Source organism: Variovorax sp. GW460-12-1-14-LB1 (genome assembly GCF_059423605.1).
In genome coordinates, this window is record NZ_JBWKYF010000009.1 from 87316 (window position 1) to 109709 (window position 22394).

The 22394-nt window shown below is 69.7% G+C and carries 25 protein-coding genes; 17 read left to right on the forward strand and 8 right to left on the reverse strand.

Features of this window, described 5'->3' with window-relative positions:
* Positions 1-8: 8 nt before the first annotated feature.
* Both AC07Y4_RS07130 and AC07Y4_RS07135 read left to right on the forward strand, forming a co-directional pair.
* Positions 9-443, forward strand: coding sequence for a DUF3574 domain-containing protein (locus AC07Y4_RS07130; RefSeq protein WP_487847026.1), 435 nt, complete (start codon positions 9-11; stop codon positions 441-443).
* Positions 430-981: a GNAT family N-acetyltransferase gene (locus AC07Y4_RS07135; protein WP_487847025.1), complete on the forward strand. Its 552-nt coding sequence runs from the start codon at positions 430-432 to the stop codon at positions 979-981. The genes AC07Y4_RS07130 and AC07Y4_RS07135 overlap by 14 nt, the downstream gene beginning before the upstream one ends.
* Here the strand turns inward: AC07Y4_RS07135 and AC07Y4_RS07140 are convergent.
* Together AC07Y4_RS07140 and AC07Y4_RS07145 are read right to left on the reverse strand one after the other, a co-directional pair.
* Positions 978-1487 (reverse strand): GNAT family N-acetyltransferase, encoded by a 510-nt coding sequence (locus AC07Y4_RS07140; protein ID WP_487847024.1) that lies wholly within the window; start codon positions 1485-1487, stop codon positions 978-980. The two genes, AC07Y4_RS07135 and AC07Y4_RS07140, sit on opposite strands and share 4 nt — an antisense overlap.
* 10 nt (positions 1488-1497) lie before the next feature.
* Positions 1498-2562, reverse strand: a complete 1065-nt coding sequence (locus AC07Y4_RS07145; RefSeq protein ID WP_487847023.1) for a DUF72 domain-containing protein — start codon at positions 2560-2562, stop codon at positions 1498-1500.
* 61 nt (positions 2563-2623) lie between these two features.
* Between AC07Y4_RS07145 and AC07Y4_RS07150 the strand changes: the two genes are divergently transcribed.
* The 8 genes from AC07Y4_RS07150 to AC07Y4_RS07185 all read left to right on the forward strand — a co-directional run bounded on the left by AC07Y4_RS07150 (position 2624) and on the right by AC07Y4_RS07185 (position 9075).
* Positions 2624-4102 carry a sensor histidine kinase gene (locus tag AC07Y4_RS07150; protein WP_095745219.1) on the forward strand — a complete coding sequence of 493 codons (1479 nt, stop codon included), beginning with the start codon at positions 2624-2626 and terminating at the stop codon, positions 4100-4102.
* Positions 4099-4755 (forward strand): response regulator transcription factor, encoded by a 657-nt coding sequence (locus tag AC07Y4_RS07155; RefSeq protein WP_095745220.1) that lies wholly within the window; start codon positions 4099-4101, stop codon positions 4753-4755. Before AC07Y4_RS07150 ends, AC07Y4_RS07155 begins: the two co-directional genes overlap by 4 nt.
* A gap of 116 nt (positions 4756-4871) precedes the next feature.
* The gene (locus AC07Y4_RS07160) at positions 4872-5372 is read left to right on the forward strand and encodes a GlcG/HbpS family heme-binding protein (RefSeq protein ID WP_056581174.1); all 501 of its coding nucleotides are present in this window, start codon (positions 4872-4874) and stop codon (positions 5370-5372) included.
* Positions 5372-6070 carry an ankyrin repeat domain-containing protein gene (locus tag AC07Y4_RS07165; RefSeq protein ID WP_070060562.1) on the forward strand — a complete coding sequence of 233 codons (699 nt, stop codon included), beginning with the start codon at positions 5372-5374 and terminating at the stop codon, positions 6068-6070. Before AC07Y4_RS07160 ends, AC07Y4_RS07165 begins: the two co-directional genes overlap by 1 nt.
* A gap of 64 nt (positions 6071-6134) precedes the next feature.
* Positions 6135-6770, forward strand: a complete 636-nt coding sequence (locus AC07Y4_RS07170) for an FMN-binding negative transcriptional regulator (protein WP_307583574.1) — start codon at positions 6135-6137, stop codon at positions 6768-6770.
* 7 nt (positions 6771-6777) lie between these two features.
* Positions 6778-6996, forward strand: coding sequence for a hypothetical protein (locus AC07Y4_RS07175; RefSeq protein WP_370681691.1), 219 nt, complete (start codon positions 6778-6780; stop codon positions 6994-6996).
* Positions 6986-8101, forward strand: coding sequence for a tRNA adenosine(34) deaminase TadA (tadA, locus tag AC07Y4_RS07180; protein ID WP_487847022.1), 1116 nt, complete (start codon positions 6986-6988; stop codon positions 8099-8101). The genes AC07Y4_RS07175 and tadA overlap by 11 nt, the downstream gene beginning before the upstream one ends.
* Positions 8098-9075: an LD-carboxypeptidase gene (locus tag AC07Y4_RS07185; RefSeq protein WP_487847021.1), complete on the forward strand. Its 978-nt coding sequence runs from the start codon at positions 8098-8100 to the stop codon at positions 9073-9075. Before tadA ends, AC07Y4_RS07185 begins: the two co-directional genes overlap by 4 nt.
* 52 nt (positions 9076-9127) lie before the next feature.
* Here the strand turns inward: AC07Y4_RS07185 and AC07Y4_RS07190 are convergent, their stop codons facing one another.
* Positions 9128-9463, reverse strand: coding sequence for a hypothetical protein (locus tag AC07Y4_RS07190; protein WP_062480058.1), 336 nt, complete (start codon positions 9461-9463; stop codon positions 9128-9130).
* Positions 9464-9794: 331 nt separating this feature from the next.
* Here AC07Y4_RS07190 and AC07Y4_RS07195 point away from each other — a divergent pair, with 331 nt between their 5' ends.
* From AC07Y4_RS07195 to AC07Y4_RS07205, 3 genes are all read left to right on the forward strand, one after another.
* Entirely contained in the window at positions 9795-10742 is a 948-nt protein-coding gene (locus AC07Y4_RS07195; protein WP_062480056.1) for an adenylate/guanylate cyclase domain-containing protein, read from the forward strand.
* Between the two features lie 122 nt (positions 10743-10864).
* Positions 10865-11215 (forward strand): hypothetical protein, encoded by a 351-nt coding sequence (locus AC07Y4_RS07200; RefSeq protein ID WP_487847020.1) that lies wholly within the window; start codon positions 10865-10867, stop codon positions 11213-11215.
* Positions 11216-11400: 185 nt separating this feature from the next.
* A complete protein-coding gene (locus tag AC07Y4_RS07205; protein WP_070060568.1) occupies positions 11401-11631 on the forward strand; it encodes a hypothetical protein in 231 nt (76 codons plus the stop codon).
* A 19-nt stretch (positions 11632-11650) separates the two neighbouring features.
* On the opposite strand, the gene AC07Y4_RS07210 is transcribed toward AC07Y4_RS07205, so the two are convergent.
* From AC07Y4_RS07210 to AC07Y4_RS07230, 5 genes are all read right to left on the reverse strand, one after another.
* On the reverse strand, positions 11651-12010 hold the full coding sequence (locus AC07Y4_RS07210) for a response regulator (RefSeq protein WP_095745227.1): 360 nt from the start codon (positions 12008-12010) through the stop codon (positions 11651-11653).
* 85 nt (positions 12011-12095) lie between these two features.
* A complete protein-coding gene (locus AC07Y4_RS07215; RefSeq protein WP_487847019.1) occupies positions 12096-13313 on the reverse strand; it encodes a hybrid sensor histidine kinase/response regulator in 1218 nt (405 codons plus the stop codon).
* The gene (locus AC07Y4_RS07220) at positions 13303-13917 is read right to left on the reverse strand and encodes a chemotaxis protein CheB (RefSeq protein WP_307693691.1); all 615 of its coding nucleotides are present in this window, start codon (positions 13915-13917) and stop codon (positions 13303-13305) included. Before AC07Y4_RS07220 ends, AC07Y4_RS07215 begins: the two co-directional genes overlap by 11 nt.
* A complete protein-coding gene (locus AC07Y4_RS07225) occupies positions 13914-14744 on the reverse strand; it encodes a CheR family methyltransferase (protein ID WP_062480071.1) in 831 nt (276 codons plus the stop codon). Before AC07Y4_RS07225 ends, AC07Y4_RS07220 begins: the two co-directional genes overlap by 4 nt.
* A 47-nt stretch (positions 14745-14791) precedes the next feature.
* Positions 14792-18292: a response regulator gene (locus AC07Y4_RS07230; protein WP_487847018.1), complete on the reverse strand. Its 3501-nt coding sequence runs from the start codon at positions 18290-18292 to the stop codon at positions 14792-14794.
* Positions 18293-18433: 141 nt separating this feature from the next.
* Between AC07Y4_RS07230 and AC07Y4_RS07235 the strand changes: the two genes are divergently transcribed.
* The 4 genes from AC07Y4_RS07235 to AC07Y4_RS07250 all read left to right on the forward strand — a co-directional run bounded on the left by AC07Y4_RS07235 (position 18434) and on the right by AC07Y4_RS07250 (position 22381).
* Positions 18434-20773 (forward strand): ATP-dependent DNA helicase, encoded by a 2340-nt coding sequence (locus AC07Y4_RS07235; protein WP_487847017.1) that lies wholly within the window; start codon positions 18434-18436, stop codon positions 20771-20773.
* Positions 20751-21368, forward strand: a complete 618-nt coding sequence (locus AC07Y4_RS07240; protein ID WP_487847016.1) for an alpha-ketoglutarate-dependent dioxygenase AlkB — start codon at positions 20751-20753, stop codon at positions 21366-21368. The genes AC07Y4_RS07235 and AC07Y4_RS07240 overlap by 23 nt, the downstream gene beginning before the upstream one ends.
* The gene (locus AC07Y4_RS07245) at positions 21365-21955 is read left to right on the forward strand and encodes a DUF4304 domain-containing protein (RefSeq protein WP_487847015.1); all 591 of its coding nucleotides are present in this window, start codon (positions 21365-21367) and stop codon (positions 21953-21955) included. The genes AC07Y4_RS07240 and AC07Y4_RS07245 overlap by 4 nt, the downstream gene beginning before the upstream one ends.
* A gap of 114 nt (positions 21956-22069) precedes the next feature.
* Positions 22070-22381: a plasmid stabilization protein gene (locus tag AC07Y4_RS07250; protein WP_487847014.1), complete on the forward strand. Its 312-nt coding sequence runs from the start codon at positions 22070-22072 to the stop codon at positions 22379-22381.
* The last annotated feature ends 13 nt before the right edge of the window (positions 22382-22394 follow it).

A 22394-nucleotide genomic window follows, 5' to 3' on the forward strand; every position in this document is an offset into this window, starting at 1 on the left:
GGGCCGGCATGAATAGCGTCGCACGCCACAGGCTGTCTCGCGCAGGCATGGCGGGCGCGCTGGCCACCGCGGTGCTTGCAGGTTGCGCCGCAGGGCCGTCCGGCCACTGCGCCACGGGCTTCGAGGCCTTCGAGCGCGACACCCTCTATTTCGGCCGCGCCATCCCCACGGGTGGTCAGGTGTCCGACGCCGACTGGGCCGACTTTCTCGACACCCGCGTCACACCGGCCTTTCCGCAAGGCTTCACCGTGCTCGACGCCGCCGGCCAGTGGCGCGGTGCGTCGGGGCAGGTGGTGCGCGAGCCTTCGAAGCTGGTCGTGCTGCTGCACCCGCGCGACGCGAAGGCCGACACGGCCATCGCCGCGTTGATCGACACCTACCGCCAGCGCTTCGCGCAAGAGGCGGTGTTGCAGGAAAGGCAGTCCGTCTGTGCCCGTTTCTGAAGCCGCTCCCACCGTTCGCCGCCTGGTCGCCGCCGACGCACCGGCCTACCGCGCGCTGATGCTCGACGCCTACGCGCGGCATCCCGAGGCGTTCACCTCCACGGTCGAGGAGCGCGCCAGCCTGCCGCCGGCCTGGTGGGAGACCCGCCTGCGCACGGACGCCGACGCGGCCGAGGTGGTGTACGGCGCCCTCGATGCCACCGGCGCGCTGATCGGTGCGGCGGGGCTGGGTCGCGAATCGCGGCAGCGCACGCGGCACAAGGCGACCTTGTTCGGCATGGTGGTGGCGGAATCGGCACGGCGCGCGGGTGCCGGGCGACAACTCGTGCGGGCCTTGCTCGCGCATGCACGCACGCTCGACGGCGTGCGCGTGGTGCAACTGACGGTGACAGAAGGCAATCGCCCGGCACAGGCGCTGTACGAGCGCTGCGGTTTCCAGGTCTTCGGCGTCGAGCCGATGGCCACCGTGCTCGATGGCGCGTTCTCGTCGAAGGTCCACATGTGGTGCGACCTCGACGCGACACCGTCTTCGACCTAGTCTCCGCGCTCGCGCACCATCAGCAGCGCGGGCCCGTCGGGCGTGACCACTTCGCCGAGCGCGCGGAAGCCGGCCTTGGCGTAGCTGCGGATCGCGCGGGCGTTGCGCGGCGACGGATCGGTCTGCACGCGTGTCACCGCCGGGTCGGCGAACAGCTGGTTCGTGAAGGCGCGGACCATCGCGCTGCCGAGTCCGCGATTCAATTGGTCCGCCTGAGCCAGGAACTGGTCGATGCCGCGCGCACCCGGATCGCGCTCGTCTTCCCACCAGCCGTCGCCCGAGCCCATCACGACGTACGACTGGATGAATCCCAAGGGCTGCCCGTCGCGCAGCGCGATGTAGCCGCGGTCGGGCGAGTCGGGCGTCAGCATCGGCGTGAAGTCGGCCTCGACCTCGGCCAGCGTCGGCACGGGCGTCCACCATTCGGCCACATGCGGGCGGCACAGCCACTCGTGGAGCATCGCGAAATCCGTGGATTGCAGCGGGCGGAACGAGATCGAATGCATGGCGGGCGTTCTAGCGGGTTATCCGGTCGACGATGTCCTGCGCGAGCGAGGCGATGGTCAGCGGCGCGCAGCCTTCGGCGTTGTTGCTCACGGTGACGAAGGCGTTCTGCCCGGCGCCCGTGGTGCCCGCGATCACCTTGGCCAGCGCGGCGCGGGTTTCCGGGTCGGGGTCGAGCACCTTGTCGAAGGGGCCGTAGAGCTTTTCGGCGTCTTCATAACCGAAGCGGCCGTGGCGGCGGTGCAGGTTCCATCGGCACACCAGCGGCCCGGGCCACAGGGCGCGCAGCATCGGCAGCTGGTCTTCGATGGGCGGCATCTTCGCGTGCAGGCCCATGCAGAAGGTCGCGCCCACGCTGCGCAGCATGTCGGCGAAGGCGGGGCACAGCAACTGCGGGTCGCGCACCTCTACGGCGAGCACGGCGTCGGGTGCGGTCGGCTTCAGGTCGGGCATCGCCGCCAGCATCGCGCCGATGCGAGCGATCAGCGCAGGCTGGTCGGCCAGCAGATGCGCGGGGATCGGGCTCAGCTGGAACACCAGCGCGCCGATGCGGTGGCCCAGCCCGTCGAGCGCCGGCTGCACGAACTCCTGCAGCGCGATCTCGTGGCTCAGGAACACCGGGTTGGCCTGCGTGCCGCGGCCGCTTTCGTCGCGCACGGTGGCGTCGGTGACAAGGCTCGGGGCCTTCACGACGAAGCGGAAGTCGTCGGGCACCATGGCCGCGTAGCGCGCGTACTGGCTGGCCGTGAGGGCGCGGTAGAAGTTGCGGTCCAGGCTCACGGTGCGCAGCAGCGGGTGCTGGGCGAGCGCCGACAGGCCTTTCTTCGAGAGCACGGTTTCGGCGTAGTCGCCGTCCCAGACCAGGCCGGCCCAGCCCGGATAGCTCCACGACGAGGTGCCCAGGCGCAGCTGCGGCGGCAACTCGGCGGCGAGAGCGACCAGCGATGCGTCGGGTGCCACCGGCTTCACGGTGGCGCCGCGCGACTTCTTCGGCGAAGGCGGCGGCGCTTCGGCCGCTTCAACCGGGCGCGGAAGTTCGGGGAGGTCGGAAAAGAGGGAGTCCTGCACGTCAGCCATGTCTGGGTCGGCATTTTCGGCCAAGCGGGGAGGCCCGTCGGCGCCGGGCACAATCCGCGCCATGACACAGTGGTTGCGTACGCGGGGCGGTTGGTGGCTGGCTTGGGTGGTGCTCACGGCCGCCGGCGCCGTGTGGTTCGCGCGCGCCGAGCTGACCCGGCTCCAGCAGGATTTTGAGACCGACGCGCGCATCGCGCACCGCCTCATGAGCCAGCAGGTGGTGCAGTACGACGCCGTGCTGGCCACGCTCGCCTTGCTGGAGCCCAACGCCGGCGCCGACTACCCCGAGCGGCGCCTGCCGTCGGTGTACTCGTCGATCCTGCGCGTGCAGCGGCGCGCGGCCGATGAGTCCTGGCCCGATGCCGAACACGCCGACGCGCTGGCCGCCGCCGAGGCCCGCTCGCGCGCCGAACGCCGCGCCGACTTGGCCGTGCTCGACCTGCCGCACGGCCGCTACCAGCTCGTGATCGGCTCGGAGCCGCTGAGCTATGCGCTCGAGATCGACCTCGTCGGCTCGGTGCCCTGGCGCGACTGGCCGATGAACCCGCAGCGCAGTCCCGTGCGCCTGGTCCTGCAGCGCGACGGCCAGCAGCTGGTGCTGCAGCACGGCCAAGCGGCCGAACATGGCTGGCGCTACAGCCTGAGCAAGGAACTGGCGTCGCCGAGCCAGCCTTTCGAGCTGGTGGCCGAGCGCCAGGTCGGCTGGGCCGAGCTGCCGTGGCGCACCATCGGCGGCTGGGCGGTGGCGATGGCGCTGCTGCTGGCGGGCCTGTGGGCCGCGCAGCGCCAGCGCATCGCGCGGCGCCGCGCGGAGGAGCTGCTGCGCTTGGGCCAGGTGGCGCGCCTCAATGCGTTGGGCGAGCTGTCGGCCGGGCTGGCGCACGAGCTCAACCAACCGCTCACGGCCGTGCTGGCCAACGCCCAGGCCGCGCGCCGCCTGCTCGACGACGACCCGCCCGACCTCGCCACCGCGCGCGACGCGATGGGGCAGGCCGTCGAGCAGGCCCGCCGTGCCTCCGGCGTGGTCGGCCGCCTGCGCCGCGTGATCGAGCGCCCCGAGGCCGGCGGCGACGTGAAGCCGCTGGTGCTGCAGGAGGTGGTGCGCAGCGCCATGCACCTGCTGGCGCCCGAGTTCGCGCGCCACGGCGTGGCGGCCCAGTTCGACGCCAGCGCGCAGGCGCCCGTGCGCGTGCAGGCCGAGGCCGTGGCGCTGGAGCAGATCGTGCACAACCTGCTGATGAACGCGACGCAGGCGCTGGACCTCGTGCCCGCCGCCGAGCGGCGCCTCGTGGTTTCGGTCGGCCGCAATGGCGAGGAGGGCGTGCTGACCGTCACCGACAACGGCCGCGGCATCGCGCCCGAGGCGCTGCCGCGCTTGTTCGAACCTTTCTTCAGCACGCGCGAAGGCGGCCTGGGCCTCGGCCTGAGCCTGAGCGAAACGCTGGCCAGCGGCATGGGCGGCAGCCTGAGCGCCGCCAATGCCTCGCCGCGCGGTGCGCGCTTCACCTTGCTGCTGCCGCTGGTGGCACCTTCGACATGACCACGCCAACCACAGCCGACCAGCCGCAATCGCCCCTGATCCACCTGATCGACGACGACCAGGCCGTGCGCGACAGCCTGTCGCTGCTGATCGGCACCGTCGGCCTGCGCGTGCAGGGCTGGGCCGATCCGCAGGCCTTCATCGACGGCTTCGACCGCGCGAGCGTCGGCGCCATCGTGCTGGACGTGCGCATGCCTGGCATCAGTGGCCTCACGGTGCTCGACCGGCTGGTGGCGCAGGGCGTCGACCAGCCCGTGATCATGCTGACCGGTCATGGCACGGTCGAGATGTGCCGCCGCGCCTTCAAGGCCGGCGCGGCGGAGTTCCTGGAGAAGCCGGTGGACGACGAGCAACTGCTCGAAGCCCTGCAGCAGGCCGTGCGCCAGCATGTGCGCACGCGCGAGCGCTCGCAGGCCGACAACGCCGCGCGTGAGCGGGTGGCGCAGCTGTCGGAGCGCGAGCGCGAGGTGCTGGCCTTCATCGTGCAGGGGCTCACCAACAAGGAGATCGCGCGCGTGCTGGCGCTGTCGCCGCGCACCGTCGAAACCCACCGCGCCAACCTGTTCGCCAAGCTCGACTGCGACTCGCTGGCGCAGCTGATCCGGCGCTATGCCGTGCTGGCGTCGGATGCAGGAGAAGAGGGCGCTCCGTAGTTCTACGGAGGGCTGGGCGTAGCCGTACGAATGGTTGCAGCGGACCTTATTTTTTACAGTGACACCGTGGTCGGCACAGGCCGGCACGAACCCTCTCATCACTGGAGAAACAACACATGCAATCGATCATCCGCGTTGGCGGCCTCGCCGTTCTGCTCGCTGCTTCCGTCGCCCAGGCCCAGACGCCGGCCCCCGCTGTTCGCACCGAGAAGAACATCTCGCTCGCGCTGGCCAACCAGATCGCCGCAGAAACCGTGGCTGCCTGCGCCGCCAACGGCTACAACGTGGCCGCCACCGTGGTCGACCGCGCCGGCACCGTGCGCGCCGTGCAGCGCGCCGACAACGCCGGCCCGCACACGCTGTCGTCGAGCGAACGCAAGGCCTGGACCTCGGCTTCGGCCAAGAGCCCCACGCAAGCCATGATGGAAGGCGCCCAGAAGAACCCCGGCGCCGCCAACCTCGTGTACCTGCCGGGCTTCCTGCTGCTGGGCGGCGGTGTGCCGATCAAGTCGGGCAACGAAGTGATCGGCGCCGTGGGCGTGGGCGGTGCGCCCGGCGGCCACCTCGACGAGCAGTGCGCCAACGCCGCGCTCGAGAAGGTCAAGGGCCAGCTCTGATGACGGCGCGCGGTCTCTGGTCGGCGGTGCTCGCCGCCGCGATCGGCTGGAGCGCCGCGCCCGGCGCGGCGGCCCAGGTGCCGCCGCTGGCCGCCGAAGTGCTGGCCTACGAAGGCCTGCACCGCGCCGCCTGGCACGGCGACCTGCCCAAGCTCAAGAGCCTGATCGCCTCCGGCGCCAGTCTCGACGTGCGCGACGCGCGCGGCCGCACGCCGCTGCAGGTCGCCACCTACGCGCGCCAGCGCGACGCTGTGACGCTGCTCGCCAAGGCGGGCGCGAACATCGACCTGCTCGAAGACGACCGCTACGACGCCGTGACCATCGCGTCCGTGGCCGACGACGTGACCACGCTCACGCTGCTGCTGCAACTGGGCGCCAAGCCCGGGCAGGTCACCAGCCGCTACGACGGCACCGCATTGATCGCCGCTGCGCACCTGGGGCACGACGAGGTCGTGCGCCGGCTGGTCGCGGCCGGTGCGCCGCTGGACCACGTGAACAACCTGCACTGGACGGCGGTGATCGAATCGATCGTGCTCGGCGACGGTGGCGCCCGCCACCAGCGCACGCTGGCCGCGCTGATCGCCGGCGGCGCCAACCTGCAACTGGCCGACCGCCAGGGCCTCACGCCGCTGCAGCTCGCAAAGGCGCGCGGCTACACCGCGATGGTGAAGCAGCTCGAAGCGGCACGCGCCAAGTAGCCTGCTGCACCGAAAGCCGGGGCGACTCGGGGACAATCGGACCTCCCCACGAGGAACCCGCCCCATGTACATGCCTCCGCAGTTCAACGCCAAGGACCCGGCCGTCGCGCTGGGCCTCATGCGCGACCACCCCTTTGCCAACCTGATCTCGAACGACGACGAGGGCCTGCCCTTCGTCACGCACCTGCCCATCGTGGCCGAGCAGCGCGAGGGCGATGCGCTGGTGCTGCTGGGCCACTGCGCCAAGCCCAACCCGCACTGGCGCTACCTGCAGGCGCGGCCGCGCGCGGTGGTGGTGTTCCAGGGCCCGCACGCCTACCTGTCGCCTTCGGTCTATCCCGACCTGGCGCGGGTGCCGACGTGGAACTACCTCGCGGTCCATTGCACCGTCGAAGCCCGGCTCGTCGAAACGCCCGAGGCCAAGGACGCGTTGCTCAAGAAGCTCATCGGCGACCACGAGCCGGCCTACGCCCAGCAATGGAAGGACCTCGGCGAAGAGTTCCAGCGCAAGATGCTGGCCGGCATCATGGGCTTCGAGCTGCACGTGACGGCGCTGCAATGCAAGATCAAGCTCAACCAGCACCGGCCCGAATCGCACGCGGCCATGCGCGAGGTCTACCGCGCCGGCTCGGCCGACGAGCAGGCGCTGGCCGTGTGGATGGACCGGCTCGGCATGGCCGTCGCAGCGGAGGCGCGCTGAGATGCGGATGTTCGGTTTGATCGGCCTCGTGCTCGCGCTGGTGGTCGTCGGGCTGCTGGCGAAGCAGCAGCTGTCACGCACCGCCATCGCCAAACAACCGGCCGCACCTGGTGCATCGGCCCCTGCGGCGGTCGATGCGCGCACACAGGCGCAGCAGGTCCAGCAACAGGTCAAGGACGCCCTCGACGCCGCGGCCCAGGCCCGCAAGATGCCCGATGACAACTGAGCCGGCCGCATCGACATCGGACGCGCACTGGATGGCGCTCGCGTTGCAGGAAGCGCAGCGCGCGGCCGACGCGGGCGAGGTGCCGGTAGGCGCGGTGCTGGTGAAGGACGGACAGGTCATCGCAACCGGCCGCAACACGCCCGTGGCGCAGCACGACCCGAGCGCGCACGCCGAGATCAACGCCCTGCGCGCCGGTGCCGCCGCGCTCGGCAACTATCGGCTCGACGGCTGCGAGCTCTTCGTCACGCTCGAGCCCTGCGCGATGTGCGCGGGCGCCATGCTGCACTCGCGGCTGGCGCGCGTGGTGTTCGGCGCCGCCGACCCCAAGACCGGCGCCGCGGGCTCGGTGCTCGATCTCTTCGCCGAGCCGAAGCTGAACCACCACACGCGCGTGCAGGGCGGCGTGCTGGCCGACGACTGCAGCGCACTGCTGCAGCGCTTCTTCCAGCAACGCCGTAGCGCCGCGCGCGCGCAGGCCGAGCCGCTGCGCGACGATGCCTTGCGCACGCCCGCCGAGCGCTTTGCCGCGCTCACCGATTTCGGCTTCGCTCCGCATCACGCGCAGGACCTGCCGATCCTGCAGGGCTGGCGCCTGCATTGGGTCGACGAGACCGGCCCGGCCGGCAGCGACGGCCGCGTGGCCGATTGCCTGTGCCTGCATGGCCCGGGCGAGTGGGGCTACTTCTTCCGCCACCTCGTCGGCACGCCCGGCCTGCGCACGCTGGTGCCCGACCTGATCGGCTTCGGCAAGAGCGACAAGCCCAAGCGCGAAGCCGCGCACCGGCTCGAATGGCACTGCGACGTGCTGCTGGCCTGGCTCGACCAGGTGCATCCCGAACCGCTCGGGCTGGTGCACAGCCAGGCGGGCGGCGAACTGGCCGCGCTGCTGCAAACGTCGGCACCGGGCCGCTTCATCGCAACGCACGCCGCACCCGACAGCGGCGTGCGCGCCAAGGACGCCTGGCGCGCGCCGTTCCCCGACCGGGGCTACGAGGCCGCGCTGCGCGCGCTCGGTCCGCGTGCCGCATCGGGCGGGCCGGACAGCGCGCAGGCTGCCACCCTGGCCCGGCAGATCCGGGACGCAATGGGATACTCGACGACGTGACGTCCAAACATATCTACATCTATTCCCCCTCCAGTGCCATCCGCGACAAGGCCGCCTTCCGGCGTGGCGTGGCGCGGCTGAAGGCCCTGGGCCATGAAGTCGAAGTCGATGAAGCCGCGCTCTCGGCGCACCAGCGTTTCGCGGGCGACGACGCCACCCGGCTCGCCGCCATCTCGCGCGCGGCCGCCAGCGGCGCCGACGTGGCGCTGATCGCGCGCGGCGGCTACGGCCTCACGCGCATCCTCGACGCGCTGCCGTACAAGGCGCTGGCCAAGGCCATCGACAAGGGCACCGAGTTCGTCGGCTGCAGCGACTTCACGGCCCTGCAGAACGCACTGCTGGCCAAGAACGGCGCCGTCACCTGGTCGGGCCCCGCGGTCGGCGAAGACTTCGGCGCCGAAGGCGGTGCCGACGACATCATGGAAGCCTGCTTCGACGACCTGTTGAGCGGGCAGGGCGAAGGCACCGGCTGGCGCATGCCGGTGCGCGATGCTGAACTCAAGGTCAAGCCGATCGAAGACGCCGTGCTCTGGGGCGGCAACCTCTGCGTGCTGACCAGCCTGCTGGGCACGCCGTACTTCCCGGTGGTCGACAAGGGCGTGCTCTTCATCGAAGACACCAACGAACACCCGTACCGCATCGAACGCATGCTCGACCAGCTGAAGCTCGCGGGCGTGCTGGCGCGCCAGAAGGCCGTCGTGTTCGGTCAGTTCACGGGCGTGCGCAACATCGCCGGCTACGACCGCGGCTTCGGCATGAACACGGTGATCGACCGGCTGCGCGCCAGCCTGAAGAAGGTGCAGGTCATTGCCGGCCTGCCGTTCGGGCACGTGCAGACCAAGGTGCTGCTGCCGGTGGGCGCGAAGGTGGCGCTGGCCGCCGAGGGGCGCGATGTGTTCCTGGTGTGGGGCCATCGGCACGGCCACCATGACCATGATCACCACGGTCACGACCATCACGGCCACGACCATTGAGCCAACTCGCAGGCGGCCACCGGGGCCGCTGCGATGCCGGCCGATCAGGACATCACTGGTTGGTGAAACGCTGATGGACGCGCGGGCCCATCGAGCCGGGCAGGCCGCCCTTGAACATGCTGTTGATTTCTTTCATCTGGCGCCGCGCGGCCGATTCGCCGTCGATGGCGCTCAGCGCGACCATCACGTCCTGACGCAGATACCAGAGGGTCTCGACATCGACCGCAAAGCGCACGCGTTGGCTGACACGCTGGATCGACTGGCCGCCGCGGCCCTGGAGCACCGACAGCATCGCCGTGCGGATGCGCCCGAGCTGACTTTCCGCAACCTGCCGCGAGCCCAGGCCGGGTACGTTCAGGAGCTGAAAAAGGCGGCGAAAGAGCAGCATGTCACGAAAAGCGTATTGCCGGGAGCTGAGACGGTCGCTACCTTAAGCCTCAGTTCGCCGGGACACAAGATGTGAAACACCGTTTCTTGTTTGCAAACAACAAGCTTTAGCGGTCTCTTTTGTTGTCATTTGAATTTTGAGCGCAAAAGTATTAAAAAACTTTGGCATTCATCTGCACGATGCGCCAAGCTGGCCCTGTCGCTGCAGCGTCAACAAGAAGCTTCTGCGGATCGTTCCTTGCATGTGAAGGCGCATGTCGGGGAAACTTCTCGCAGGAGCGGCGAAAGGTCCAGAGCAACATAACCAGCGCTTGCCGCCAAGAAAAAACAGTATGGGTGTCAATTCCACAGTCGTTTTCGCGGACTTGACCGGAAGTACCAGGGTCTTCGAGGCCATGGGGAATGCACGTGCCACCGAAACCGTGACGCGGCTGACCCAATGGATCGGGCGCGTGTGCGAGGCCCACGGCGGCCGGGTCGTGAAATCGCTCGGCGACGGCGTGTTCGCCATCTTCACCAGCGGCGCCGCCGCCACGCACGCGGTCATCGAGTTGCAGCGCTACCACCAGAAGCGCCTGGCCGGCTGGCCCGTGCCGCTGCGCATGGCGCTGCAGATCGGCGTGGCCAGCGGCGACGTGGTCGAGGTCGAGGGCGACTGCTTCGGCGACGCCGTCAACCTGGCCTCGCGCCTGAGCGACCTGGCCGGCCCCGGCCAGATCTGGGTCACCGAGGCGGTGATCCAGCAACTGCACGAAGGCGCCGTGCAGCACCGCGACCTCGGGCCGATCAGCATCCGCGGGCGCACCGAGATGTCGATCGTCCACCGCATCGACTGGCAGGAAGACCTCACCAGCTTCCTCACTGTGCCGGCCGCGCTGCTGCCGGCGCGCCTGCCCGATTCCACCTTCGGCCGCATCGAACTGGCGTGGCTCGACGTGCGCTCCATGTTCCGCATCGACCAGCTGCCCATTCACCTGGGCCGCGTGGGCGACGCGCAGTTCGTGGTCAACGACCCGCGCGTGTCGCGGCTGCATGCGCGCATCGAGGAGCGGCAGGGCAGTTGCGTGCTGATCGATGTCAGCACCTACGGCACTTGGGTGCGCTTCCACGGCAACGGTGGGCCGAGCCACGAGATCGCGCTGCGGCGCGACGAGTGCGTGCTGCACGGCCGCGGCGAGATCGGCCTGGGCGCGCCGCTGAGCGATTTCAGCGCGCCGACCATCGCCTTCAACACGACGGGCGACGACGTGATGCTGTCGCGCCGGGCCATCGTGAACTGAAGGCCGACTGGGAATCTCGTTCACGTTTGGCAACCAGCTGGTGCGCTTCGAGGTGCACCACGCAGGGACATGTGGCGTTGCAGGACCACGCCGGCGCCGTTCGCGCCAGGCCTGGAGCCACCATGCATTCCCCAAGTGATTCTTCTGTATTCAGATGGGCCGCCGTCGCCGCGATGGCGGCCGGCGCGCTGCTCGCCACGGGTGCCGCCAGCGCGCGCACGAGCTGGTCGGTGCAGATCGGCGCGCCCGGTCCGGTCTACGCGCCGCCGTACTACGTGCCGCCGCCCGTCTACGGCTACCCGGCCCCGATCTACTACGAGCCGCCACCGCCGCGGGTCTACTACCGCCCGCCGCCACCCGTGTACTACCGGCCGGCCCCGATCTACGTCCCGCCGCGCGGGCGCCTGTACTACGGTCCCGGCTATCCCTACCGTGCGCCGAACGATGACGACGACGATGACGACCGCGATTGACCCGCCGTCCGCAAGCTTGCAGGCATGCCAATTCTTGGCGTGAACTCTGACGAAAACGTCACATTCAGTCACATTTGTAAGATCAAAGAATTCATTTCATGCCTGCGGGAGGGTTCGGGCCCGGGGCATGACACTTGCCTTGGATCGTTCAACAGGCGCGCAGAGTGCCGAAGGAGCGACAAAAAATGCAGACCAGCGTTCGGCCTTTCACCGATGTCGAGGCCGCCATTGCGGCGGTGGAGGCCCTGGACGGCGAACTCCGTAAGTTCGAACTGGCCGTGGGGGACAACCTCCAGGACAGCATCGGCCTGCAGATGGCGCAGATCACCGACCGCGCGCTCGCACGCGGCTGGGAGCCCAGCGGCTTCATCCAGAAGGAAGGTTTTCGCCTCTACCGCTACCGCGCGATGCGCTGAAGGGCGATAGAAGGCCGGGTCAGCTGGGCGCGAGGATGCGCTCGAGCGCCCCGATGTCGATGGGCTTTTGCAGGTGGTGGTCGAACAGCACCTCGCCCGGCGCCGCATTCGCCGCGTCCCGCTCCGAAAAACCGGAAATCGCCACCAGCAACCGCGGCGTGCCTTCGGCGGCGGTGGCACGCAGCCGGCGCGCCACCTCGGTGCCCGGGAAGTCGGGCAGGGTGAGGTCGATCAGCGCCGCATCGAAGCGCTCGCCAGCCGCCGCGTCCAGCGCCTGTTGCGCCGTGTAGGTGCAGCGGGCGGTGTGATCCTGCAGCGTCAGCAGCTCCCGCAGCAGGTCGGCCGCGGCCTCGTTGTCGTCGACGATCAGCACATTCACAGTTGTTTTCTCTCGGCATCCATTGATTGCGATCCCGCAGTATCGACGCTGCGCCTACCGGAATCCGTAACAGAGGCCTTGTTTGTTACTTCCCGGTGTGGGCCGAGGCGGGCGGCGGCTGCAGCGGCAGCTCGACGAAAAAGCGCGCGCCGTGGCCCGGCGTGCTCTCCACGCCGATGCGGCCCGCATGCAGGCTCACGATCTTGTGCGTGATGTACAGCCCCAGGCCCAGCCCGGCCGCGTGCTTGCGGCTGACGTCGGTGCGCTCGAACTGCTCGAAGATGCGCTGGTGGTCCTCGGGCGAGATGCCGATGCCCTGGTCGCGCACGCTGACCACCGCGTGGTCGCCGTCCTGGCGCACCGTCATCTCGACCGGCTTGCCGCCGCCGTAGCGCAGCGCGTTGGTCAAGAGGTTGGTCAGCACCTGTTCGATGCGGAACTCGTCCCACACGCCGCGCAGCGCGGGGGGCGCGTCCAGGCTGATGGTGCAGCCCGCGGCCTCGGCCTGGTGGCGCAGGTTGTCGACCACGGCGCGGGCCAGCTCGGCCAGGTCGACCGGCTTGGTCTGGATCGACAGCGCGTCGCGGCGCAGCCGCGTCACGTCGAGCATGTCGTCGATGAGCCGCACCATGTTGCGGATCTGCCGCTGGTCGCGCTCGATCATGGTGGGCAGCTTCTCGGGCGAGAAGCTGTCGAGCTTGCCCTTGGACAGATGCAGCTGCCGCAGCTGTGCCTCCAGGTAGAGCGTGTTCAGAGGCGTGCGCAGCTCGTGCGACACCATCGACATGAAGTCGTCGCGCATGCGCACTGCGCGCTCCAGCTCGCGCTGCGTGTGCTGCAGCTGCTGCACCAGCTCTTCCTGCTTGCGGTGCGCGGCGGCCAGCGACTCCATTTCGTGGCGCAGCGCCTTGCGGTGCTGGTGCAGGTCGACGAACACGCTGACCTTGCTGACCACCGCATGTGGGTCGAGCGGCTTGTGCAGGAAGTCGACCGCGCCGCTTTCGTAGCCCTGGAAGGCGTAGTTCATCTCGCGCCCGGCGGCACTCACGAAGATGATCGGGATGTGCCGCGTGCGCTCGGTGCCGCGCATCAGCTCGGCCAGCTCGAAGCCGTTCATGCCGGGCATCTGCACGTCGACGATGGCGAGCGCGAATTCGTGCTCCAGCAGCAGCGCCAGCGCGGCCTCGGCCGAACCGGCGCGGTACACCAGCCGCCCGGGCGCGCGGATCAGCGCCTCGAGCGCCAGCAGGTTCTCGGGCAGGTCGTCGACGATCAGCAGCTTGCTTTCGACCTCAATGGGCATGGGCGGGCTCCAGTAGCTGCAGCAGGATGCGCAGGTCGCGCAGCCGAAGCACGTGGTCGGGGGCGTGGCGCGCAATGGCGGCGAGGGGCATGGTGGGAACCAGGGCTTCTTTCGGGTCTTGCACGGCGGTGAGTCCGCCGGCGCGGTGGATGCGCAGCAGGCCTTCGGCGCCGTCCTCGTTGGCGCCGGTCATGAGAAAGCCGGCCACCGACGACCCGTAGGCATCGGCGGCGGAGGCCATGAGCACGTCGATGGACGGGCGCGAGAACAGCACGGGCGGCTCGCAGCTCAATGAAAAGCGGCGCCCGCGCTCGATCGACAGGTGGTAGCCCGGCGGCGCGAAGTACAGGCAGCCGTCCACCAGCGGCATCTTGTCGAGCGCTTCGTGCACGGGAATCGGCAGGCGCTGCGCGAAGATCTCGGCCAGGTGGCTCTCGTGCGATTCGGGCAGGTGCAGCACCACCGCCATCGGAATGCGCCAGTTGGCCGGCAGGCCGTCGAGCACCGCGCTGAGCGCGTCGATGCCGCCGGCCGAGGCGCCGAGCACCACGGCCTCGACGCGGCGAACCGGAAACGGACGGTGCTGCGTGCCGGCGCGCTTCATGCGACCTTGCGGTAGATGCGCTCGGCGCGCGCGTGGGCGTCGAAGCGGTCGGCGTAGCCCGAGAAGTCGATGCTCTCCTTCGAGCCCAGCCCGAGAAAACCGCGGTGCGACAGCGATTCGTGGAACAGCCCGAGCGCGCGGTCCTGCAGCTGGCGGTTGAAGTAGATCAGCACATTGCGGCACGACACCAGCTGCGTCTCGGCGAACACGCTGTCGGTGGCCAGGCTGTGGTCGGCAAAGATCACGTCGGCGCACAGCGAGGGGTCGAAGCGCGCGGCCTCGTAGGCGGCCGTGTAGTAGTCGGAGAACGCGCTCAGGCCACCCGCACGCTGGTAGTTGGCCGTGTAGCCGCGGATGGCCTCGAGCGGAAAGATGCCCTGGCGCGCCTTCTCGAGCGAGGCCGGGTTGATGTCGGTGGCGTAGATCTGCGTGCGCTCGAGCAGGCCTTCCTCGCGCAGCAGGATGGCCAGCGAGAACACCTCTTCGCCCGTGCTGCAGCCCGCCACCCACACCTTGACCGACGGGTAGGTGTGCAGGATCGGCACCACATGACGGCGCAGCGCCAGGAAGTACGCCGGGTCGCGGAACATCTCGCTCACGGGAATGGTCAGGAACTGCAGCAGCTGGCCGAACAGCGCCGCGTCGCGCAGCACGCGGTCCTGCAGCGCCGAGATGCTGGGCAGCTCGAGCTGCTCCAGCGCATACAGCACGCGGCGCTTCTGCGAGGCGGTGGTGTAGTTGCGGAAGTCGTAGCTGTACTTGAGGTAGATGGCCTCCATCAGCAGGCGCAGCTCGATCTCGGTGTCGCTCAGCGGCTGGGGCTGCATGGGGGCGGTGGCCGGGTCCTGCAGCGCGGCGGGCAGGGGCTTGCGGGTCACAGGCGCTCCATCTTCGGCATCCACACGCGCAACAGCGAGAACAGGCGCTCCAGGTCGACCGGCTTGGCCAGGTAGTCGCTGGCGCCCGCGGCCAGGCACTGGTCGCGGTCGTCCTTCATGGCCTTGGCGGTGATGGCGATCACCGGCATCTTCGCGAAGCGCGGGTCGGCGCGCAGGTGGCGCGTGGCTTCCAGGCCGTCCATCTCCGGCATCATCACGTCCATCAGCACGAGGTCGATCTCGCTGACCTGGTCCAGCCGCTCCAGCGCCTCGCGGCCGTTGCGGCCGATCTCGACCGTGGCGCCGCGCTGCTCCAGCGCGCTGGTGAGCGCGAAGATGTTGCGCACGTCGTCGTCCACCAGCAGGATGGTGCGGCCCTCGAAGATGCGGTCGCGTCCGCGCGCCGTCTTCAGCATGCCCTGGCGCTCGCTGGACAGCGAGGCCTCCACCTTGTGCAGGAACAGCGTCACCTCGTCGAGCAGCCGCTCGGGCGAGCGCGCGCCCTTGATGATGATCGAGCGCGAGTAGCGCTGCAGCTCGGTCTCTTCGTCGCGCGTGAGGTTGCGCCCGGTGTAGACGATGACCGGCGGGAACGACACGATCTCTTCCGCCGCCATGGCCTTGAGCAGCTCGCTGCCCTGCATGTCGGGCAGCCGCAGGTCGGTGATCATGCAGTCGAACACGCGCGTGCGCAGCAGCGCCAGCGCCTCCTCGCCGGAGCCGACCGCGACGATCTCGATGTCGTCGTCGCCGATCAGCCGGATCACGCTCTCGCGCTGCAAGGCGTCGTCTTCCACCAGCAGCACGACCTTGACCTTCTGCGTGAGCTTTTCTTCCAGCCGGCCGAACACCTTGGTCAGTTCCTCGCGCGTGGCCGGCTTCAGCGCGAAGCCGATGGCGCCCATGTGCAGCGCGGCGGCCTGCGCGTTGTCGGCGGCCGAGACCACGTGGATCGGGATGTGGCGCGTGTGCGGCGAGTCCTTGAGCTTTTGCAGCACGTCCAGGCCGGTGCTGTCGGGCAGGCGCATGTCCAGCAGGATCGCGTCGGGCACGAACTGCGTGGCCAACTCGAAGCCGTCGGCCGCGCCGTGCGCCACCAGGCAGCGATAGCCCAGCTCGTGCGCCAGGTCGTACAGGATGTGGGCGAACTGCGGCTCGTCCTCGATCACCAGCACGCGGCGCACCTGGTCGCGCGGAATCGAGCGGTCGTCCGCGAAGCGCGGGGCCGGCACCACGGGCGCCGGGGCAGGGGGCGCGAGCGGCGGCGGCGACAGCACGGCGGGTGCATGCGAAGACGAAGACGTCGACACCGAACGCAGCGTGCCCACGGGCGTGGCTGGCGCGGGCATCGTCTGCGGCGCGCGCGGCGGCAGCTGCAGCGTGAAGGTGCTGCCCTGGCCGGCTTCGCTCTTCACCGTCAGTGAGCCTCCCAGCAGTTGCGTGAGGTCGCGCGAGATCGACAGGCCCAGCCCCGTGCCGCCGTAGCGCCGGCTGGTGGTGCCGTCGGCCTGGCGGAAGGCCTCGAAGATCAGCTCGTGCTGCTGCGGGTCGATGCCGATGCCCGAGTCGTGCACCGCAAAGGCCGCGCCGCCATCGGCCGTGGCCGACACCGTGAGCGCCACTTCGCCGCGCTCGGTGAACTTGATCGCGTTCGACAGCAGGTTCTTCAGGATCTGCTCCACGCGCTGGCGGTCGGTGACCAGCAGGGCCGGCGCGTCGGGCCGCAGCTCCAGGCGGAACTCCAGGTTCTTGTCGGTCGCGAGCGGGCGGAAGGTGCTTTCCAGGCTCTGGGCCAGCTTGTCGAGCGGCACCTCCTCGGGCACCAGTTCGAGCTTGCCGGCCTCGACCTTGGCGATGTCCAGGATGTCGTTGATCAGCACCAGCAGGTCGTTGCCCGAGGCGTAGATCGATTCCGCGAACTTCACCTGCTCCAGCGACAGGTTGCCCTGCGGGTTGTCGCCCAGCAGCTTGGCCAGGATGAGCGCGCTGTTCAGCGGCGTGCGCAGTTCGTGCGACATGTTCGCGAGGAACTCCGACTTGTAGCGGCTGGCGCGCTGCAGCTCGTCGGCGCGGTCTTCCAGGTCGCGCTGCACGCGGCGCAGGGCGGTGTTGCGCTGGTCGAGGGCTTCGGTGCGTTCCGACAGCTGGCTGTTGGTCTGCTCCAGCTCGGCCTGCTGGTTCTCCAGCATGGCCTGCGAGGCGCGCAGGGCGCGCGACTGTTCTTCCAGTTCTTCGTTGGCGGTGCGCAGCTCTTCCTGCTGCACCTGCAGCTCTTCGTTGAGCTGCTGCGTTTCGGCCAGCACGTCCTGCAATTGCTCGCGGTAGCGCGCCGCCGCCAGCGAGGTGCCGATGTCGTCGGCCACGAGGTCGAACAGCTGCTCGCTGCGCGCGTCGGGCGTGCCCGGCAGGCCGAGTTCGAGCACGCCGTTGACGGCGCCATCGGCCGCCACCGGCAGCAGCAGCACGGCCTGGGGCGCCATCTCGCCCAGGCCGGAGTTGACCTTCAGGTAATCGGCCTGCACCGGGTCGATCAGCATGCGGCGCTGCTCCGCCGCCGCCTGGCCGACCAGGCTTTCGGTGGGGGAGAACACTTGCGGCGAGGCTTCGGCCTCGCTCGAAAAACCGTAGCTCGCGGCGCGGCGCAGCGGGCCGTGGCGCTCACGCACATAGAGCGCGCCGACCGAGCTGCCGAGGTGGCGCGAGAAGAACGCGAGGATCTTGCGGCCCATGTCCGGCGCGCTGAGTTCGCCGACCAGCTCGCCCACCAGCTCGGTCTGTGCGTTGCGCAGCCAGGCCTCCTGCGACAGCCGCTCGGCGTGCGCCGCCTGTTCGCCCAGCACCACGTCGTAGCTGTCGGACAGGCGCATCAGCTGCCGGCGACCGAAGAACGCCACCAGGCCCGAGTACACCAGCGTGAACAGAAGGAACAGCCCGACCACCCACCAGCTCGTGCGGTTGGCTTCGGTGTTGCGCTGGAAGCGCAGCGTCTGCTCGGTGTCCATGAAGGCCGTGAACTCGGCGCGCAGGTCGTCGGTCAGGCGCTTGCCGCGGCCCAGCCGGACGGTGGCCTGCGGATCGATGCCGTTGCGCCGCGCCTCGATCATTTCCCGCGCGAAGTTCAGCCACGACTCCTGCAGGCCGACGATGCGGTCGACACGCTCCACCTGCTGGCGGTTGTCCGACACCTGGCGGCGCAGCGCATCGGTGTCGGCCTTCAGGCGCGGCAGGGCGGACTGGTAGGGCTCGAGAAAGCTCTCCTCGCCGGTGATCAGGAAGCCGCGCATGCCCGTTTCCATGTCGATGGAACGGCGTTGCAGTTCGCTGGCGGCGCGCGTGACCTGGTCGGTGTGCTCGACCCAGCTCAGGCTCGTCAGCAGATACAGGATCAGCGCGACGAACGCCACGGCGCCGATCAGTCCGCCCAGCAGCGGCAGCTTGAGGTTGCGGCTGAGCAGGCGGTCGAATTCGACGGGGTCGATCGCGGAGGGAGTTTTCATGAATGCATTTGTAAGCAAAACTTGTCAAGTCTTGCCGAAAAAGATCATTTGACCTGTCGGAGAAGGCCTCGATACCGATTTGTGTGACGTATTGCCGCATTCGGCGCTCGCTATACTGTGATTTCATCCAGTATCGGCAGCATGCCTTCCGACCTCCATTCCGCTCCGTCAGCCGCCGTTTCGGCGGCGCACGTCGTGTCCGTCAAGGCCTTGTGCGCCTTCGGCGCGAAGGCGGGCGATCTCGACCTGCGCTTCGTGCCCGCGCCCAGCGCGCTCGAAGGCATGGCCGGCCACGCGCTGGTGCAGGCCCGGCGCGGCGGCGACTACCAGAGCGAGGTGCCGCTGGCCACCACCTGCGGCACGCTGCGCGTGCGCGGCCGGGCCGACGGCTACGACCCCGCGCAGGCGCGGGTGGAAGAAATCAAGACCTTCCGCGGCGACTTCGACGCCATCCGCGCCAACCACCGCGCGCTGCACTGGGCCCAGGTGCGCTGCTACGGCTGGATGCTGTGCGAACAGGAAGGGCACGAGAGCCTGACCGTCGCGCTGGTCTACCTCGACCTGGCCAGCGGCGACGAAACCGTGCTCGAAGAGCAGCACACGCGCGACACCCTGCGCACGCACTTCGAAACCCTGTGCGCCTGCTACAGCGACTGGGCGCAGCGCGAGGCCGCGCACCGCGGCGCGCTCGACGACGCGCTGGCGCAACTCGAGTTTCCCCACGCCGACTTCCGCACCGGTCAGCGCGAACTGGCCGAGGCGGTCTACCGCGCCGCCGTGGGCGGGCGCTGCCTGCTGGCGCAGGCGCCCACGGGCATCGGCAAGACGCTGGCCACGCTCTTTCCGCTGCTCAAGGCGCGCGCGGCGCACAAGCTCGACAAGGTGTTCTTTCTCACCGCCAAGACCTCCGGGCGGCCCGTGGCGCTCGACGCCTTGCGCGTGCTGGGGCAGGGCGGCGCCCACCGGCCACGCGTGCTCGAACTCGCGGCCCGCGAGAAGGTCTGCGAGTACCCCGACCGCTCCTGCCATGGCGAGGCCTGTCCGCTGGCGCGCGGCTTCTACGACCGCCTGCCCGCCGCGCGCGCCGAGGCCGCGCAGGTGGGCTGGCTCGACCGCGAAGCGCTGCGGCGGGTCGCGCTCGCGCACGAGGTCTGCCCCTATTTCCTGGCGCAGGAAATGACGCACTGGAGCGACGTCGTCGTGGGCGACTACAACTACTACTTCGACAGCAGCGCGTTCCTCTTCGCCAGCATGAAGGACGCCGGTTTGCGCGTCGCCGTGCTGGTCGACGAGGCCCACAACCTGCTGGAGCGTGCGCGCGGCATGTACACCGCGAAGCTCGAAGGCGCGGCGCTGGAGGAAGCGCACCGCGCTGCGCCCGCCGCCGTGCGCGGCCCGCTGGCGCGGCTGTTCCGCGAATGGGACACGCTGCAGCAGGCGCAGACCGCCGGCTACGACACCGCCGACGAGATCCCCGAGCGCTTCCTGCGCACGCTGCAGGCCGCCAACACCGCGATGGCCGAGCACTTCGCCGCCACGCCCGACGCGGCGCAGGGGCCGCTGCAGCGCTTCTTCTTCGACGCACTGCACTTCGCGCGGCTGGCCGAGGTCTTCGACGACCACTCGGTGTTCGAGCGCACGCTGGGCGCCACGCAGGAACAGCGCGGCCTGGCCATCCGCAACCTCGTGCCCGGGCCCTTCCTCGAAGGCCGCTTTGCCGATGCGGTGTCGGTCACCTGCTTCTCGGGCACGCTCGCGCCGTTCGCGTTCTACCGCGATGCGCTCGGGCTGCCCGAAGACACGGCGCTGCTCGACGTCGAATCGCCGTTTCGCGGCCAGCAGCTGCGCGTCGAGGTGGCGACCGGCGTCTCCACGCGCTTTCGCGACCGCGCCGGCTCGCTGCGCCATGTGACGGACATCATCGGCGCGCAGTTCGAACGCCTGCCCGGCAACTACCTGGCCTTCTTCAGCAGCTTCGATTACCTGGACAAGGCCTGCGCCGCGTTCTCGCTGCGCCACCCCGGCGTGCCCGTGTGGACGCAGACGCGCGGCATGCGCGAAACCGACCGCCACGATTTCGTGGCGCGCTTCGAAGAAGGCGGGCAGGGCATCGGCTTCGCCGTGCTCGGCGGCGCCTTCGGCGAAGGCATCGACCTGCCGGGCAGCCGGCTCATCGGCGCCTTCGTCGCGAGCCTGGGGCTGCCGCAATACAACGAACTCAACGAGATCACGCGCGAGCGCATGCAGTCGCGTTTCGGCAAGGGCTACGAGTACACCTACCTCTACCCCGGCCTGCAGAAGGTGGTGCAGGCCGCCGGCCGCGTGATCCGCACCGAGGCCGACACGGGCGTGCTGCACCTGCTCGACGACCGCTTTGCGCGCGCCGAGATCCGCGAGCTGCTGCCGCGCTGGTGGCATGTGCAACTGGCCGGGGAGGTCGGGCAGGCCGGGGAAGGCGATGCGCGCCACCCGACGCCTTGAGCACGCCGGCCAGCCCGACCTGTTCGGCGAGGCGCCCGTGGCGGCCATCGAGGGCCTGCGCTACGAAGCCGCGTTCCTGTCGCGCGACGAGGAGGCCGGCCTGCTGCGCATCGTGCAGGGCCTGCCGCTCAAGGAGATGCGCTACAAGGAATACACGGCCCGCCGGCGCGGCACCAGCTTCGGCGGCAGCTACGACTTCGACACGAACCGCCTCAAGCCCGGCGCGCCGCTGCCCGAGGCGCTGCACCCGCTGCGCGCGAAGGCGGCCGCCTGGGCCGGCCTGGCGCCCGAAGACCTCACCCACGTGCTGATCGCCGAGTACCGCCCCGGCACGCCGCTGGGCTGGCACCGCGACGTGCCCGACTTCGAGGACATCGTCGGCGTCTCGCTGCACGGCGACGCGGTGATGCAGTTCCGGCCGTATGTGCCTGGCGCGCCCGCGTCGGGGCCGGCCGCGCTCGACGTCCTCGTCGAGCCGCGCTCCGTGTACCTGCTGCGCGGGCCGGCGCGCTGGGCATGGCAACATGCCATCGCCCCGACCGAGGGCCTGCGTTATTCGATCACCTTGCGTACCCGGAGACCCCGCGCGCCATGAACCGCACCACCTTCCTCAAGCTGCTCACGCAGCACCTCTTTCCCGTGCTCAAGGCCGAAGGCTTCCAGGGTTCGGGCCAGACGCTGCGGCGCATCGACGGGCCGGTGATCCACGTGTTCAACGTGCAGGGTGCGAGCGGCGGCAAGGCCTGCTACCTGAACCTCGGCGCGCACCTGGACTTCTTGCCGCCCGAGGGCGGAACGCCGGTGGCGTCCGAGGCGCTCGAAGAATCGCACTGCGTGTTCCGCGACCGCCTGGACCCACCGCCCGGCGCCGCGTTCGGATGGGCCTATGGCGAGACGAAAGAACAGGCCGAAGAAAACGTCGAATTCATCGTGAGCGAGTGGGAAGGGCCGGGGCGTGCCTTCTTCGCACGGCATGGCAGCTATCCGCAGAGCTTCGAACAGATGCTGCAAGAGACCGACCCGCACCAGATCCATGCGCGCACCGCCTTGCACTTCGCACGGATCGCGATGCACCTGGGCGACAGCGCACGGGCACAGGCGCTGGTCGAGGCGGGGCTCGCGCGGGCCCCGGAGCGCGCCACGGCCCTGAAGACCGACCTCGCGAACGTGTTGTCGGCCTGAGCCCGCACGACAGACTGCGCTGACGCGCAGCGCCTGCCTCTTCCGACCCATGGCGCCGCACGGGCGGCCAGCATGAAGGCTTCTTTCATCCCATTTGATTGAAGGAGCGCAGACATGCCAAGAGGCGACAAGTCGTCCTACACGGACAAGCAGAAACGCAAGGCCGGGCACATCGAAGCAGGCTACGAGCACCGCGGCGTGGCCAAGGGCGAGGCCGAGCGCCGCGCCTGGGCCACGGTGAATGCCGAGGCCGGCGGCGGCAAGAAGAGCGGTTCGGGCCGCGGCAAGGCCGAGAACCACGGGCCCTCGCGCAAGGGCGGGCGCCTCGGTGGCGCCGCCGCGGCGAACCGCACCGCCGCCGAACGCTCGGCCTCCGCGAAGAAGGGCGCCGCCACACGCAAGCACAACGCCGAGAAGCGCGGCTGAAGCCGGTTGCGAA

Excerpts from the sequence above, each read along its gene's own strand:
- AC07Y4_RS07130 (WP_487847026.1), top strand. The coding sequence starts at position 9 with ATGAATAGCGTCGCACGCCACAGGCTGTCTCGCGCAGGCATGGCGGGC.
- AC07Y4_RS07140 (WP_487847024.1), bottom strand. The coding sequence starts at position 1,487 with ATGCATTCGATCTCGTTCCGCCCGCTGCAATCCACGGATTTCGCGATG.
- AC07Y4_RS07145 (WP_487847023.1), bottom strand. The coding sequence starts at position 2,562 with ATGGCTGACGTGCAGGACTCCCTCTTTTCCGACCTCCCCGAACTTCCG.
- AC07Y4_RS07150 (WP_095745219.1), top strand. The coding sequence starts at position 2,624 with ATGACACAGTGGTTGCGTACGCGGGGCGGTTGGTGGCTGGCTTGGGTG.
- AC07Y4_RS07155 (WP_095745220.1), top strand. The coding sequence starts at position 4,099 with ATGACCACGCCAACCACAGCCGACCAGCCGCAATCGCCCCTGATCCAC.
- AC07Y4_RS07160 (WP_056581174.1), top strand. The coding sequence starts at position 4,872 with ATGCAATCGATCATCCGCGTTGGCGGCCTCGCCGTTCTGCTCGCTGCT.
- AC07Y4_RS07165 (WP_070060562.1), top strand. The coding sequence starts at position 5,372 with ATGACGGCGCGCGGTCTCTGGTCGGCGGTGCTCGCCGCCGCGATCGGC.
- AC07Y4_RS07170 (WP_307583574.1), top strand. The coding sequence starts at position 6,135 with ATGTACATGCCTCCGCAGTTCAACGCCAAGGACCCGGCCGTCGCGCTG.
- AC07Y4_RS07175 (WP_370681691.1), top strand. The coding sequence starts at position 6,778 with ATGTTCGGTTTGATCGGCCTCGTGCTCGCGCTGGTGGTCGTCGGGCTG.
- tadA (WP_487847022.1), top strand. The coding sequence starts at position 6,986 with ATGACAACTGAGCCGGCCGCATCGACATCGGACGCGCACTGGATGGCG.
- AC07Y4_RS07190 (WP_062480058.1), bottom strand. The coding sequence starts at position 9,463 with ATGCTGCTCTTTCGCCGCCTTTTTCAGCTCCTGAACGTACCCGGCCTG.
- AC07Y4_RS07195 (WP_062480056.1), top strand. The coding sequence starts at position 9,795 with ATGGGTGTCAATTCCACAGTCGTTTTCGCGGACTTGACCGGAAGTACC.
- AC07Y4_RS07200 (WP_487847020.1), top strand. The coding sequence starts at position 10,865 with ATGCATTCCCCAAGTGATTCTTCTGTATTCAGATGGGCCGCCGTCGCC.
- AC07Y4_RS07205 (WP_070060568.1), top strand. The coding sequence starts at position 11,401 with ATGCAGACCAGCGTTCGGCCTTTCACCGATGTCGAGGCCGCCATTGCG.
- AC07Y4_RS07215 (WP_487847019.1), bottom strand. The coding sequence starts at position 13,313 with ATGCCCATTGAGGTCGAAAGCAAGCTGCTGATCGTCGACGACCTGCCC.
- AC07Y4_RS07220 (WP_307693691.1), bottom strand. The coding sequence starts at position 13,917 with ATGAAGCGCGCCGGCACGCAGCACCGTCCGTTTCCGGTTCGCCGCGTC.
- AC07Y4_RS07225 (WP_062480071.1), bottom strand. The coding sequence starts at position 14,744 with ATGCAGCCCCAGCCGCTGAGCGACACCGAGATCGAGCTGCGCCTGCTG.
- AC07Y4_RS07230 (WP_487847018.1), bottom strand. The coding sequence starts at position 18,292 with ATGAAAACTCCCTCCGCGATCGACCCCGTCGAATTCGACCGCCTGCTC.
- AC07Y4_RS07235 (WP_487847017.1), top strand. The coding sequence starts at position 18,434 with ATGCCTTCCGACCTCCATTCCGCTCCGTCAGCCGCCGTTTCGGCGGCG.
- AC07Y4_RS07240 (WP_487847016.1), top strand. The coding sequence starts at position 20,751 with ATGCGCGCCACCCGACGCCTTGAGCACGCCGGCCAGCCCGACCTGTTC.
- AC07Y4_RS07245 (WP_487847015.1), top strand. The coding sequence starts at position 21,365 with ATGAACCGCACCACCTTCCTCAAGCTGCTCACGCAGCACCTCTTTCCC.
- AC07Y4_RS07250 (WP_487847014.1), top strand. The coding sequence starts at position 22,070 with ATGCCAAGAGGCGACAAGTCGTCCTACACGGACAAGCAGAAACGCAAG.